Genomic DNA, 13,941 nt, shown 5'->3' with positions numbered 1-13,941 from the left:
TCCCTGCCATGGTTACTAAAGTACACATTTATTGTTATTACCAATTTTACTATTTAAAAAATTTAGGGGAATTTTTCACATTTCTTACACTCAGAAAATCGTGCCATAAAACATCAATATGGTTGAAATACAAGTCCGGTTTTTTTGTTTGAAAGAAGTTATTAATTAATAAAAAGTTATATTTTACAAGTAATTACAATGCCTTTACGGCGAAATAAAAAATCCAAAAAGAATACTGATCTGGAAAAGCGGCACCCACTTTTTTGTGTTTTTCGACAAGCTCCTCTGTTTGGTAATACCAATTTATGAAAATAAGAATTACCAATGAGTCTGGTTTTTGTTGTGGGCGATGTTTAATATTGTTGACGAACACAACTGAAGTGGTCGAACACCTACTGATGGATTAAAGGCAACCCACAATAATTTCTAATAAATCACAGGTAACTATCTATGTTGAACTATAAACACGCAATTGCCGCACTCGGCATTTGCATTCTCCCTGCGTCTTTGTCTCATGCAGCTTCTGTATCGCTTAGTAATGATGGCTTTGAAAGCAGTTGGACTGGCTGGACTGTTAGTAGCAGTGGTGCGGCCATCTCTACTAGCGATGCTTACGCAGGTAGTAAATCGGCAAAATTGTCTTCCTCTTCAGGCACTTTTTCGCGTGTGGTTAGTGTATCGGCCAACACCAATTACAGCCTGAGCGCGTATATTTTGGGTAAGGGTAAGCTGAATGCCGTGGTTAATGGCACTACTTATACTGCCTCTCATAGCGGCAGCAGCTGGACTAAAAAAACGGTGACCTTTAACTCTGGTTCTGCCACTAGTATTACTATTTCCGGCACCTATAACAGTGGTGAAGGTCGTTTCGATGCGTTCACTCTGGATTCAACCAGCGTTGCCTCTTCTTCGGTGGCATCATCGGTAGCGACTTCTGTTGCCTCAAGTGCAGCCTCTTCCGCAGCGGCAGCGCAAACCTTTACCAACCCTGGCTTTGAAAGCAGCTGGGCCGATTGGACCAGCAGTGGCAGCGCCGCCATTTCAACCAGCGATGTTTATGAAGGCGCAAAGTCGGCAAAAATCGATGGATCCAGCGGTATTTTCTCCCGCTCTTTAAGTGTTTCTGCTAACACCACTTACACCCTGAGCGCCTATTTGCTGGGCAAGGGCAAGCTGACTGCAACCCTTAATGGCACCACTTACACACAGGCTGGCGATACCAGCAGCTGGGCCAAGCAAAGCCTTACCTTCAGTACTGGTTCTGCAACTTCAGTGACTATTGCAGGTGCATACAATGGTGGCGAAGGTCGCTTTGACAGCTTTGCATTGGTTGGCGGTGGCGTAGTGGCGTCGAGCGCAGCGTCTAGCATCGTGGCTTCTAGTGCAGCCTCAAGCGTGGTTTCTGTTGCCAGCTCATCTAAATCATCCGTAGCAGTTAGCAGCAGTTCATCGAGCCAGGCTTCTTCAGTTGCATCCAGCTCCGCCAATCCCAATGGTGTACCGGCTGATCTTTCCGATGTGCAATTCCTGAAAAATTGGAAAATCACCTTGCCGATCAGCTTCACTAATGACTCCAATAAAGCCGGTGAAATCAAGCATCCCACCCTGAAAACCTACAGTCATCCGGATTACTTCACACTTGGCGCCAATGGCACCAGCATTGTGTTTAAGTCCATCGCCGGTGGCGCCCGCACCAGTACTGGCACCGCTTATGCGCGCTCTGAATTACGCGAAATGCAAAGCGACGGCACTACCAATGCTGCGTGGAATTGTACTGGCACGAGTAATGGCATGAGCGTTCGTCAAAAATTGTTAACCACCACCAAAACTGACTCGCCTAACGCAACTGTGGCGCAAATTCACGATGCGTCTAACGACAATCTGATGGTGAAATATTTTGGTCCAGCCACTGGAGCCAATGGCGTCTCCGATACCGGAGTAATGGAAGCCCGCTTCAATAACGATACAACTACCGTAGTATTGGATACTGCTTACAAGCTGGGTGATGAGCACACTATTGATGTAACCACTACGCCATCAGGCATGCGTGTTGTTTACAAAAATCTCCGCACAGGTGCAACCAAAGACACCCGCAACCCTGCAACAGGTAAAGATATTGCAATGGTCGGTGTTTCAGGTTCTTGCTACTACAAAGCTGGCTTGTATATTCAAACCTGTTCGAAAGTCGATTATTTAGGCAACACCAACTCTGTATGCGTTGCGAAAAACTTCGCCGAAGGTCGCTATGCCACAACTTGGGATAGCTCAACCTTGGAGATGTACTCGTTGATTCTGACTAATCCGCAGTAAGTGCAAACAACATCCACAGGAGGCGCCCTGCCTTCGGTAGATATTGACCAAACGACAAAAGCCCCGGTCATTACTGATCGGGGTTTTTATTTGGGGGTTAATTATCGAGTGGGCAAATTGTAGGCAATACCAAATTGTAACTGGATGAGTAAATAAAAAACCCCAACATAATCAATATGTTGGGGTTCGTTATGTGGTGGAGCCGGGGGGATTTGCTCCCGGATACACCTAACTCATTGATTTTTAAGCCTTCAGCACCCTTGTAGATTGCGTTGGCGTGCCAAATTTGTGGGTCATTTGGGGTGGTTTATATAAAAAATGAGGAGTTGAACCGGCATCCATAAATAAGGTGCGGGAGGATTTGAAGCTGGGTTCAAAATGGCTGTCGTTCTGATTCTTTTCTCTCGGGTGATTCATAAAAAGCGAACATGGTTTTTGTGGTTAGAATTGCGATCCTTTTATGCGGTAATAGATGCCACATTTTCTATTTGTGAAAAATCGATACTTTTTAAAAATGCTGTTTCGCTATCCTTCGCGTGCGCTAATAAATACTGATGGGCGCATAACAAAAAGGACTGCATATGACTGTATTAACTCCCCCCAAAAGTGGCTTTGAAAAGTGGCAGGACGGGCTAAAAAAAGCTGTTGGTGATGCGCGGTGGAATGCTTGGGATTGTGAAATTCAAATAGCGGTAAATGAATACAATCGGCATTTATCGGGCGTAGCAGGATATAGATCCCTTGATTGGTTATTCATTAAGGCCATGCTCTGGACGGAGACTGGTGCCGGGTCTTCTGAGTGGAATATCAAGCCTATGAGAATTGGGGTATATAGCGACCCCGGACTAACCTCTTTTCTTTCCGGTAATGAGGGCGGTAATTTAATACTGCCACAAGCATGGAGGGGTAGACTCACGCTTAGTTCGGTCAGAGTTAATCCTGTCCATAACATTCGCGCTGGTATTGGTTATCTGTTGATGAAACTTGCTACTTATGAATATCGTAGTGTGGCTGATACAGATACAAACATTTATGAAGTCACTGTAAAGGCTGGGGATAGTTTCGATAAAATTGCCAAAGCTCATGGCACTACAATTGAAGTATTAACCAACCACAATCCCTCCGCTATTTTGCTACAGAAAGGACAGGTGCTGAAGTATCAAAAGGCATCTGTAAAAAGAGTTATCGTTGGCTGGAGGCCAATATCAACCCAAGCCATTGCCCAGCGCTATAACGGCGGCGGCGACCCCAACTACGCTAAAAAACTAGACTACGCCTTATCCCTAATACGCAAAGGAAAAGCAGCTGTATGCGCAAATTAGTAATTATATTTTGGCTTGGGATTTTGTTGTCATTAAGTCATTCGTCCTTAGCTAACAGTGAAATCAAAAGTGAATTTGAGCTTCGTGATGAGTGCTCATATGACCCAGTTGGCATTCGTGAATGTCTACAGAAAAAATTGAAGTCGAGCGAACTTAATCTAAAAAGTGCCGAAGGCAAAGTGAGTCAATCCTTGGAAAAATGGGATGAAGATCCTGAATATATTAGTGCTGCAAAAGCCAAGTTTAAAAGTGCTAATGAAGAGTTTATTAAGTACAGAGAGGCGCAGTGTCAATTTGCCTTGTCGCTTGGCGGTGGGGCAATTGGTAATGCGCTTGATGTAAGACGATTCGCTTGTGTTGCTGAGTTAAATAATCGGCGTGCGGAACAGTTGCTTAGTTCGATTGTTGCTCTTCCTTTGCGATAAACATGTTATGAGTTGTAATGCTAAAACGCCTCCCTAAGTGGAGGCATTCGACTATAGCGGTTACTATGAGGTATTCACATTTGTCTGTGGAGCATTTGAGTGATGCAGTCCTTAAAAATGCAATAGCTTTTTAGTTTACTTTATATGAATTTAAAATACGTATGCTTCCGTTTTTAAACGGATCATTTAATTTCTTTGTTTTTTTGGCGGAGGAAATTAGCAGCTCCCTGAAAAGTGACATGATAGATAAAGAAACATTAAAAAAATAATCTACATCAGAGCTTGGAGGTTTTAGTGATGTGAATTCGATAGGATACTTTTCCCAGTCAGTGGATATTTTCGACAATCGTCTTTCTATATCCACGTTGACATCGTGCGGATACCAAACCCCATGTGTATGCTTGTAGTTGACATCATTTCTAATTGATGAAAGCCAGTTTCCCTTCTCAGTGCATCTCGAGTAAGTTATTCCTGTCTTTATAGATTCCAAAATTTCTAATGTTTCTAGTTTGAACTTAGACAAAGTTTCCGTTGCATGTGTTGATTCTATGAGTGAATTTATAAGTTTAAGAAAAGATGCCCACAGATCGGCATGACTATCAGACAGCTTTTTTACTTTTACATCTGTAAAAGTATTATTTGTCGAAACCAAATAGAAGCCTTTATCAATCCTAGTTATATCACCAGCTTTTTCAAACAATGCTGCAAGCTCATATATTTTTTGGGTGTGTTGCGGATCTAGCTGCGTAAATGAATATCCAAACATTCTGAGTATAGAATGTGCGGCAAAGAAAGCAGCGTAATAGCATCTAATTATGCCCCAGGCACCACTTTTCTTGAGTCCTGAGTCTGAATAAACACCAATGATACTTTCAATCGCTGCAATAGACATTCTATTGCATTCATTCGTCATTGCATTGATTAGCAGCGTGGGATTCGCAGGTCTTAATGAAAACTCTTTTTGTTCAATGTTTTCGTCAACATAGTAGCCTTGATTTGCCAGCCAACCTTTCACATCTATTTGCGAGTGTGATTTTTCTTCGAATACTTTGAGCCTTGAATGTTGAGTCAGTACATTAAGGATTGCGTTCATCAGAGCTTAAACTCGTCTTTGAGGCATGACTCCAAAATGGCTACTAAAGGCACATGTGCAGACCCTGATATTTTTAATTTTGATGCTTTGATGTTTCTACCTACTTTTTCCAAAAAATGAAAAAAATTATCTGCGTTGTATATTGCACCAAATCTATCCTTAACCTTTTCTGCGACTATAGGGAAAAAGCCACATACACCTTTAAAAAAGGTGGCAGAATATAGGTATTCTGTGGCGTCATGCTTTGTCAGGATTGCTTCGCTGAATGCTATAAAATAATTATTTAAAATTCCGTAGATCTCGCTTTCACTTTTCCCGCCAAAAATTTTTGCTAAGGGTTTTATCGCGGTGTTGAATGTGCTTCGAGTTATCTTTCCTTTAATTTTGCTGGATGGTGAAAGTTTTCCGTAAAGTGCACTACCTGTTTCTTCTAAAAATAGATCAAATATTCCTCGAAGAAATTCTTCCTGAGAATTTTCATAATCAGCTAATTTTTTTATGTCTAGCAAAAGCTCAGGAGGGACACCTTTTTGCTTGGAATTTATATCGATAAACAATCTTGTTTCATCGCGTTTTGACAGGCCAGAGTAGATGACTACAGGTACACGAAATGCTTTTTTAGCTAAGCTGAATCCGTACACTCGGTGCTGTCCATCGATAATCATGAACGCTTTTCTTATTTTTTTAAAACTAATTGATTTTTTACTGCTTGAGTAAGCCAAATCGGCGTCTTCCTGGGCAGACAAAACAATCGAGCTGGGAATCGTCCCGAGTCCACTATCAATGTAAGCAGCAATTTCTTTGGCTCGCTTTTCGTCCAGTACACGCTGAAAACCTTTGACCGGATCTTCGTCTCTACTGACAACAAAACAGGTCTCTGCAAGTAGATCGCTCGGTAATGTCAAAGAATAGAATTTATGATCGCCCTGTCTCACGAGACTCACACTTGCAAAGCTTTCTCTTTCTTCGGTGCTTTCCATATTGTTTTCTCACTAGTTGTATTTTAAATGACTATAAATGCTGGCTTTATATTTGGGAAGCAGCGTCAAGTAGGTAAACTGTAGGCATTTTTCAATTTATGATATTTGTAAAATAAAAAACCCCAACATAATCAATATGTTGGGGTTCGTTATGTGGTGGAGCCGGGGGGATTTGAACCCCCGTCCGCCAGCACTCCATCCTCGGCTCTACATGTTTAGAACCGCCTATTGATTTAACGCTTTACAGCCCAGCGGGCGGGACGTAAAACGCGATCCTGATAAGTTTTAGCTGATCCACCCCAGGCAGGCTTCACTGCGATCCAGTTCTATATGACGGGCGTTAACGCGGTACTGGCACCTTGTTAAAGACCGTTAGCGGCGAACCGCTAAATGGTGCTTTCAAAAGCTGCTTACGCAGCTAATTGGGCACCGTAGTTGTCATCATTGGCAACTGTAAGTTTGCAGCTTTGGATTTACGTGATTGGCTACCCTCACGACATGCACCTAAGACTTTGTTACCAGCGTCGAATCCAAATCGACCCCAATCGCCTGACCTGAAGGGTTGTTCTTGCGATCTTCCCACGTCAAGGGGCGAGTGGGGCTATTGTAAGGCGATGATCTCGTCTAGTCATCCTTTAATTTGATTTTTCAGGTATTAACGCGCTGGGGGGGGGCGCAGGAAAAGGTAATTTTTTATAAAACCGGGTTTTGATTAGCGGCTATTGTCTTGAACTTATGGAAGAATGCGAGCGCGATGGAACCTTGGTGTATGTAGGAATCTATCGGGACTTAATCGGACTTTTAATTTATCCCGGAGTACAAAATGAGGATGTTTAATCAATGTGTGTGGGTGTTGGGAGCCGTCTTCGCAATTGCTGCGAGTGGCGCCAATGCGCAGAATAAGAAAGAAAGCCTTTCCCTTAGTCACAAGAAGGTGGATTTCACCAGTAAAGTGGGCGCTCCTGCGCCGGCTCCGGTAGTGATTACCGCTGATGTGAAAAATGCCAAGTCGAAAGTGTATTTTGTAGTCGAATCCAATACGTCACTGATCAAGTCCACTAGTATCAGCACGACAGGCAAAAGCAGTGCACAGATATTTTTAAACCCCCAGGTCGCTGCCAAGTTACCAGCGGGTAAAAATACTGGAACATTATTGGTCAAGGCGTGCACTAGCCCGGATTGTTCTACGCAATATCAAGGCAGCCCGGCGACTATCACGGTGAAATACAAAGTGGTAGACAAATCAAACTCCAGCAATTCGTCATCGAGCAGTTCATCATCCAGTAGCTCTTCCTCTGTGCCCGCCGTTGCCTGCGGAGAACAGCCTGGCGATGTTTTCTTTGATGAAGTATGCGCACCTTGGCGCCCGGTGTCAGCCTATGAACAAAATTATGCTGACTACACAAATGCCTATGAAATTACTGATGGCAATGCTGGTGGTGGGGCGCGTTTCAATATTATCCAATCGTCTGATGCTGGCCGCAGCCAGGTGTTGGATATTGAATATCTTGCTGCGCCTGAATTTTTCAGTGCGGTGCGGATTCGTGTGCCTGAGTCAGAAAACAATGCTTTGGATATGAGCGACTACGCGAATGGCAAAATCATTTTTGATTTAAAAGTCATTAGCCATGGTACTGCTAATGCGCCGCTGGAATTTAATTTGGATTGCAGTTGGCCTTGCACCAGTACGCCTAAATTTATTCGTGCTGACGTATTGAATGAGTGGAAAACTTACGAGTTTTCGGTGGCGGAAATGATTGATCGCGGGTTGGATATCAAACGCACCTCCATGGGTTTTATGTTGCTGCCTACCTGGGCGAAACAGGCTGGTGCACATTATCAGGTGGATAATATTCGCTGGGTAAAAGGCGATGCGCCGGCGAAGCGCGAATATATCTGCTATTCAAATTTCTTTGATACACCTTGGAATAGCGGTGTAAGTGGTGTTGGTGTTTCGGTAACGGGGCTCAGTCAGCCTATTCCAGTTGATGCATTGATGACCCTAACACAAGGTGTAATCCCTTGGGTTACCACTACGCCAAATTGGAGTTTGCTCAACAATGAGTGGCTCTATATGTTCTCCGGTGCGATGAATTATCAAACTGGCGACTTGCTCGATCCATTTACCCTACCGGATTGTTCTGCTGCGGGTACGCTGTCATTGGAAATTTATACTCCGGCGGCGTTGGTAGCGGATGGCAATATGACTTTCACTCTCACCTTTGTGGATAGGGATTGGGGCTGGACAGATATTTCCGGCGCGACATTTTCTGTTGCCAATATGAAGCCGGACGAGTGGAATAAAATTTCAGTTCCTTTATCTGCTGCAACCTATGGCAATTGGAAGTACGTGGCGATGCGCGTTAACGCAACGGCTGTTTCCCCTGCGTTGCAAGCAGGGTTTAATGTAGACAATATTTTGATTAAACACCCGATGCAATAACGCTGTGGCGCAGATGTAGTAACAATAAAAAAGCTGGCAAATTCGCCAGCTTTTTTATTTGGTACTCAACAAATAGATCTATTCAATTTTATTTGTCGCGATAGGGTGTAATCGTCTGAATTGTGCCATCTGCATTGTAATTAAGCGGAGCCATTTTCACCGAGCGCAAGTGAGTGATGCCTTTGGACAATACTGAATCGTGATAGAACAAATACCACTGGCCTTGATATTCGGCAATTGAGTGATGGGTAGTCCAACCGATTACTGGCTCCAAAATACGGCCTTGATAGGTGAACGGGCCGTAGGGGTTGTCACCGGTTGCGTAACACAAAAAGTGGGTGTTACCGGTGGAGTAAGAGAAATAATATTTGCCGTTGTATTTGTGCATCCACGAAGCTTCAAAGAAGCGGCGGTCGTGATCGCCGGCCAAGATTGGCTGACCGTTTTCATCGAGGATTTTAATTTCGCGCGGTGTTTCGGCGAACTGCAACATGTCATCGCTCATGCGCGCAACGATTGGGCCGAGTGCTGGCTCGTTATCTGCGGGTTCGCCGCGATTTGCGTCGTATTGATTGTCGCGATAATTCTGCAACTGGCCGCCCCAGATACCACCGAAGTACATGTAGTACTCGCCATCTGTATCTTCAAATACCGCCGGATCGATTGTGTAGCTGCCTTTGATCGCTTCGGGTTCGGCTTTGAATGGGCCGATGGGTGAATCGCCTACTGCGACACCAATTTGGAAAATATCATCCGCGCGTTTTGCCGGGAAATATAAATAATATTTGCCATTCTTATGCGCAGCATCGGGCGCCCACATTTGGCGTTTGGCCCAGGGCACATCTTTTACATGCAGAGCCACGCCGTTATCAACAGCGGGGCTATCGGGCGAGTCGAGGGAGATTACGTGGTAATCCTCCATGCCGAAATGATCGCCGTTGTCGTTAAACGGAATGCCCGCTTCAATATCGTGCGATGGATAAATGTAAATCTTGCCGTTAAACACATGCGCCGACGGGTCGGCGGTGTAGATGTGTTCAACCAGCGGTTGGGAAATCGCGCGCGCTTTTAAGTCGGCGATAACCGCGGGTGCTAACTCTTCTTCTGCCATAACTATGTCTCACTACTGCTATACAAAAAGTGTTAAAAAATAACTGCGACTATTGGTTCGCTGCTCGGCGACGGCTGTTTAAATCCGCCTCGATAAGTAATTCTTGTTGCTTATTAATCGCGTAGAAAAACATACAGGCAACAGCAGCAAAAAACGGTAAGGATGCAAAAATACTGACAGCAGTTTTGATGCCTTCGATGGTTGCATCGTTTTGTACGGTAAGCGATGCCTCATAACCATAGTGCGCGAGCAAACCTGCAACCAGTGAGCCGCCGATGGTTAAACCGGCTTTTAAGCCGAGGATCATGGCTGAAAATACAATTGCAGTTGCGCGGCGATTATTTTTCCACTCGGAGTAATCGGCCACGTCGGCAATCATCGCCCACAACAGTGGAATGGTTACACCATAAAAAAATCCATGCAAAATTTGCGAGCTGAATACTAAGCCGATACTGTCGGCAGAGAAAAACTTAAAGGCAAATACAAAGAGTGTGGAGAGGAATAAGGCGCTTCCAAAAACATTGCGCTTGCCAAATTTATCGGCGAGGTGTTTGGAGAAGCCAATCCCGATAATCATCATCAGAATGCCGCAGGCGTTAAATAAGCTAAATGCCGAGGTAGGCGCATCTTTTGGCCATTGGAATTCTGACAAGCCGATACTGGTTAAGCCGTGGTTCAAACCAGCGATAAAACCGTTGAAGCCAATATCCCGTAAAAAGCTGGCGAGTTTTGCTTCGTTCAAATAATTTTCGAAATAATAAATGTACATGCCGCCTTTGAGCGCAAGGGTAATAAAGACCAACACAGTCACTATCAGCATGATGATCCAGGGCGCATTCTTTAGCAGGTCAGAAACATCTTGTGCGACTGAGTTGCGCCCGGCTACTACAGGTAGAATCCGCTCTTTGGTGGTGATAAATGCAATCAGGAAAAATACGGTACCCACAATCGAAAAGAGCAGCATGGTGTTGTGAAAGCCAACGGCTTTATCGCCATCGCCCAGAATTAATACCAGCGGTAATAACAATACTTGAATAATAAATTGTGCGACCATTACCGCCACAAAACGGTAGGACGACAAACTGTTGCGATCCGCCATATTGCCAGTAAGCACACCGCTCAAGGCGGAATAGGGCAGGTTGTTTGCGGCGTAGATAATCAGCAGCAGAATATAGGTGACAAAGGCATAAATGACCTTGCCATTTTGATCAAAATCAGGGGTGCTAAACGCCAGTAGCGCAACGGCGCCAAAGGGGACGGATGTCCACAGCAGCCACGGGCGGAATTTGCCCCAGCGGGTGTTGGTGCGGTCTGCAATAATGCCCATCACCGGGGTGAAAAAGGCACCAAAAAAACCGCCAATCGCCATGATCGTAGCGGCTTTACCTGGCGATATCCCATACACATCGGTATAGAAAAACGCGAGGAAGGTCAGCAGGGTTTGGAATATAAGGTTGGCAGCCAAGTCGCCTAGGCTGTAACCGACTTTTTCAACAACGGATAGTTTTTGCACAGGATTTTGAGTCATTTGTTTATATCTTCTTATGTTGTGGAGCTTTTACTTTAGCGGATGAAACGCTAGAGGCTGAGTAAAGTGAGACAATTTTCTCGATAAACCAAACAAAGCGTTATAAAAATCGCGTCTGTGAGCGCTTGTATACTTCTCGTGTCTAGCATCGCTTAAAGGATGCTTATAGTCAAGATGTATATATCTTCGGCGACCTCAAAAAACCTGAGGTAAAACCCCAAAAATTACCATTGGATTCACTCCTCGCTCAGGTTCATAGTTTTCTCAACGGTCGGTACCGATGCCAAATCGGTGCTTGGCACAAGATGAACAATTGAAGGTAATAGAGGTTTACGATGATTGCTAAAAAATACACTCCCCTGGTCTTTTCTTTTTTTATGGCGCTTTTGATGTCCGGGATCATGTCGCTGGTTATTAGCCTGTTCAATATGGGATTTATCAGCGGTATTTTATTGCTCTGGTTAAAGGCGTGGCTGTTTGCCTTTGTGGTTGCCTTGCCCACGATTATTGCGATCACGCCGCTGGTGCGAATGCTGGTGGCAAAAGTGTCGGCTAATCATTAATCGATGTGAGGATAATGTATGTCGAACTCAATTGAATTATGGATTGCAGTTGTCGCTATAGGTATGGGTGCAACAGTGGTGATGGACCTGTGGGCGATTGTATTGCGTTATGGGTTTAACATTCCGTCGTTGAGCTATTGTTTGGTGGGACGCTGGTTTTGCCATATGAAGGATGGCATTTTTTATCACTCCAAAATTGCTGCGGCCTCCAGTAAATCTGCCGAGTGTTTAGTGGGGTGGAGCGCGCATTATGTAATCGGGATTGTCTATGCTGCAATTTTGGTATTGCCTGCTCATGCAAAATGGCTGCAATCTCCCAGCGTGATACCAGCGGTTGTTGTTGGTTTGGCTACTGTTGTGTTTCCTTTTTTCATAATGCAGCCAGCACTGGGTTTGGGTGTGGCTGCTGGCAAAGCCCCAAAGCCGGGCTCGGCGCGCGTAAAAACCCTACTGACACATACCGTGTTTGGTATAGGGCTTTATGCGGCGACGTTGGTATATCAACTGATATCAAATTATTAGTGATAGGTTTAATTACTTTTGTTTGTTCATTGGATTGGCGATGGAAATTTATCAGCTCAAAACGTTTGTCACTATTGCGCGCGAGGGCAGCATTACTCGCGCGGCAGATATCTTGTGTTTGAGCCAGCCCGCAGTCAGTGCGCATATAAAAGCGCTGGAAGATGAGGCCGGTTTTTTATTGTTTGAACGCAATGCACGGGGGATGAGCCTTACCCAGCAGGGCGCAACACTCTTGTTAACCGCTGAGCGATTGCTGCACCTGCACCGCGAATTATTGGCGCAGGCGCGCCAATTGCGTGAAGGGGCGGGTGGGCAACTTCGTTTAGGTTCTAATCGCGCGCCTAGTGCATTAATACTGGGGCGATTGTTGTCGCGGTTTGCTGAGCAGCATCCCGATGTAGAAGTGCATTTGCATTACGGCAGCTCCATCGAAATAGAGCAGGCGATTAGTCGCGCGGAATTAGATGCGGGATTTTTTGCGGATTCTGGCAGCACATCGCCTGAATTATTTAAATTGCCGGTAGACAGCTTTGGTGTTTATTTGGCTGCACCGCCGGCATGGGTTGCCAATCCAAAATCGTTTGATTGGTCAGTGTTGGCAGCCATGCCCTGGATTTGTCCAGCACCGAATAGTTGTTGCGGTAATGTGGCTGAACAATTATTTCAGCGGCACAAATTTCGCCCGCAAAAACAAATTAATGTAGATCATGAAAAAGTGACGCGCAGTTTAATTGCGGGTGGCGTAGGGTTGGGGTTTCTGCACGCTGATACCGCTCTTGAAGCGCAAGAGAAAGGCGAGGTGGTGTTGCTAGGCGATGTTCAGCAACAAGTGCCGCTATATTTTGCCGTATTGGCACAGCGACAAGAGGAACCCCTGATTGCCGCTGTGTTAACTACCTTGCGAGAAAATGTAATCCAATAACAGCCGGAAAAATTAAACACTTAAATAGCGCTGCACCAAGTCATCATTTAAGTTAGTAATTGGTCCAGTTGCGACTACGCTGCCTTTTTCCATAATAAAAAAATCATCGGCGACGCGGCGGGCGAAGGGGAGTTTTTGTTCGACGAGCAACACGGTTAAACCTAATTCGCGATTGAGTTTGCGGATGACTTCGCCAATGTCGCGCACTACGTTGGGTTGGATACCTTCGGTGGGTTCGTCGAGGATTAATAATTTGGGGTCGAGCACCAATGCGCGGCCAATCGCTAACTGTTGTTGCTGGCCGCCGGATAAATCGCCGCCGCGGCGATGTTTCATTTCTTTTAACACCGGAAACAATTCGTAAATCAAACCGGGGATAAAACGCGATTTATCTTTGCGTGCGCCGAGTGAAATTTTTAAATTTTCTTCCACCGTGAGCAGCGGAAAAATTTCCCGACCTTGCGGTACAAAACCGATTCCGCCGCGCGCACGGTTTTCGGTAGAGAGTTTGTTGATGTCATAACCATTGAGGCTGATAACGCCGTCGCGCACTGGCAGCAAACCGGTGATGCATTTGAGCAGGGTGGTTTTGCCTACGCCGTTGCGGCCAATCAAACACCCGCAGGTGCCTTGTTTTAAGTTGAGCGACAAATCCCACAAGATGTGGCTTTGGCCGTAATACTGATTGATATTTTTGATGTCGAGCATGATGTATTTATCCC

12 protein-coding genes and 1 other RNA gene are annotated in these 13,941 nt (G+C 45.1%); 7 read left to right on the top strand and 6 right to left on the bottom strand.

The window, feature by feature from the left end; all coding sequences use genetic code 11:
- Positions 1-450: 450 nt before the first annotated feature.
- The 3 genes from AWU77_RS11300 (at position 451) to AWU77_RS11290 (ending at position 4,057) form a co-directional block, all read left to right on the top strand.
- Entirely contained in the window at positions 451-2,310 is a 1,860-nt protein-coding gene (locus tag AWU77_RS11300; protein WP_062063397.1) for a polysaccharide lyase family 7 protein, read from the top strand.
- 581 nt (positions 2,311-2,891) lie between these two features.
- On the top strand, positions 2,892-3,632 hold the full coding sequence (locus AWU77_RS11295) for a LysM domain-containing protein (protein ID WP_062063394.1): 741 nt from the start codon (positions 2,892-2,894) through the stop codon (positions 3,630-3,632).
- Entirely contained in the window at positions 3,620-4,057 is a 438-nt protein-coding gene (locus AWU77_RS11290; RefSeq protein ID WP_062063392.1) for a lysozyme inhibitor LprI family protein, read from the top strand. The genes AWU77_RS11295 and AWU77_RS11290 overlap by 13 nt, the downstream gene beginning before the upstream one ends.
- Before the next feature lie 130 nt (positions 4,058-4,187).
- Here AWU77_RS11290 and AWU77_RS11285 read toward each other — a convergent pair whose 3' ends face one another.
- From AWU77_RS11285 to ssrA, 3 genes are all read right to left on the bottom strand, one after another.
- Positions 4,188-5,150, bottom strand: a complete 963-nt coding sequence (locus tag AWU77_RS11285) for a hypothetical protein (protein WP_062063390.1) — start codon at positions 5,148-5,150, stop codon at positions 4,188-4,190.
- Entirely contained in the window at positions 5,150-6,130 is a 981-nt protein-coding gene (locus AWU77_RS11280) for a DGQHR domain-containing protein (protein ID WP_062063388.1), read from the bottom strand. Before AWU77_RS11280 ends, AWU77_RS11285 begins: the two co-directional genes overlap by 1 nt.
- A 154-nt stretch (positions 6,131-6,284) precedes the next feature.
- Positions 6,285-6,673, bottom strand: a transfer-messenger RNA (tmRNA) gene (gene ssrA, locus AWU77_RS11275).
- Between the two features lie 280 nt (positions 6,674-6,953).
- On the opposite strand from ssrA, the gene AWU77_RS11270 reads away from it, so the two are divergent.
- Entirely contained in the window at positions 6,954-8,573 is a 1,620-nt protein-coding gene (locus tag AWU77_RS11270) for a hypothetical protein (RefSeq protein WP_152625340.1), read from the top strand.
- Between the two features lie 88 nt (positions 8,574-8,661).
- Here the strand turns inward: AWU77_RS11270 and AWU77_RS11265 are convergent, their stop codons facing one another.
- The gene (locus AWU77_RS11265) at positions 8,662-9,684 is read right to left on the bottom strand and encodes a glycoside hydrolase family 43 protein (RefSeq protein WP_062063384.1); all 1,023 of its coding nucleotides are present in this window, start codon (positions 9,682-9,684) and stop codon (positions 8,662-8,664) included.
- Positions 9,685-9,733: 49 nt separating this feature from the next.
- The gene (locus AWU77_RS11260; RefSeq protein ID WP_062063382.1) at positions 9,734-11,212 is read right to left on the bottom strand and encodes an MFS transporter; all 1,479 of its coding nucleotides are present in this window, start codon (positions 11,210-11,212) and stop codon (positions 9,734-9,736) included.
- Positions 11,213-11,547: 335 nt separating this feature from the next.
- On the opposite strand from AWU77_RS11260, the gene AWU77_RS11255 reads away from it, so the two are divergent.
- The 3 genes from AWU77_RS11255 to AWU77_RS11245 are packed head-to-tail and all read left to right on the top strand — an operon-like array spanning position 11,548 to position 13,219.
- The gene (locus AWU77_RS11255; protein ID WP_062063379.1) at positions 11,548-11,775 is read left to right on the top strand and encodes a DUF2798 domain-containing protein; all 228 of its coding nucleotides are present in this window, start codon (positions 11,548-11,550) and stop codon (positions 11,773-11,775) included.
- A gap of 18 nt (positions 11,776-11,793) precedes the next feature.
- Entirely contained in the window at positions 11,794-12,297 is a 504-nt protein-coding gene (locus AWU77_RS11250; protein WP_062063376.1) for a DUF2938 domain-containing protein, read from the top strand.
- Between the two features lie 40 nt (positions 12,298-12,337).
- Positions 12,338-13,219, top strand: coding sequence for a LysR family transcriptional regulator (locus AWU77_RS11245; RefSeq protein ID WP_062063374.1), 882 nt, complete (start codon positions 12,338-12,340; stop codon positions 13,217-13,219).
- A gap of 12 nt (positions 13,220-13,231) precedes the next feature.
- Here the strand turns inward: AWU77_RS11245 and urtE are convergent, their stop codons facing one another.
- A complete protein-coding gene (urtE, locus tag AWU77_RS11240; protein ID WP_062063372.1) occupies positions 13,232-13,927 on the bottom strand; it encodes an urea ABC transporter ATP-binding subunit UrtE in 696 nt (231 codons plus the stop codon).
- Positions 13,928-13,941 lie beyond the last annotated feature (14 nt).

The organism is Cellvibrio sp. OA-2007 (genome assembly GCF_000953825.1).
Taxonomy (GTDB): domain Bacteria; phylum Pseudomonadota; class Gammaproteobacteria; order Pseudomonadales; family Cellvibrionaceae; genus Cellvibrio.
The sequence above is the reverse complement of the archived record's forward strand: the minus strand, read 5'-3'. Positions and strand labels throughout refer to the sequence as shown.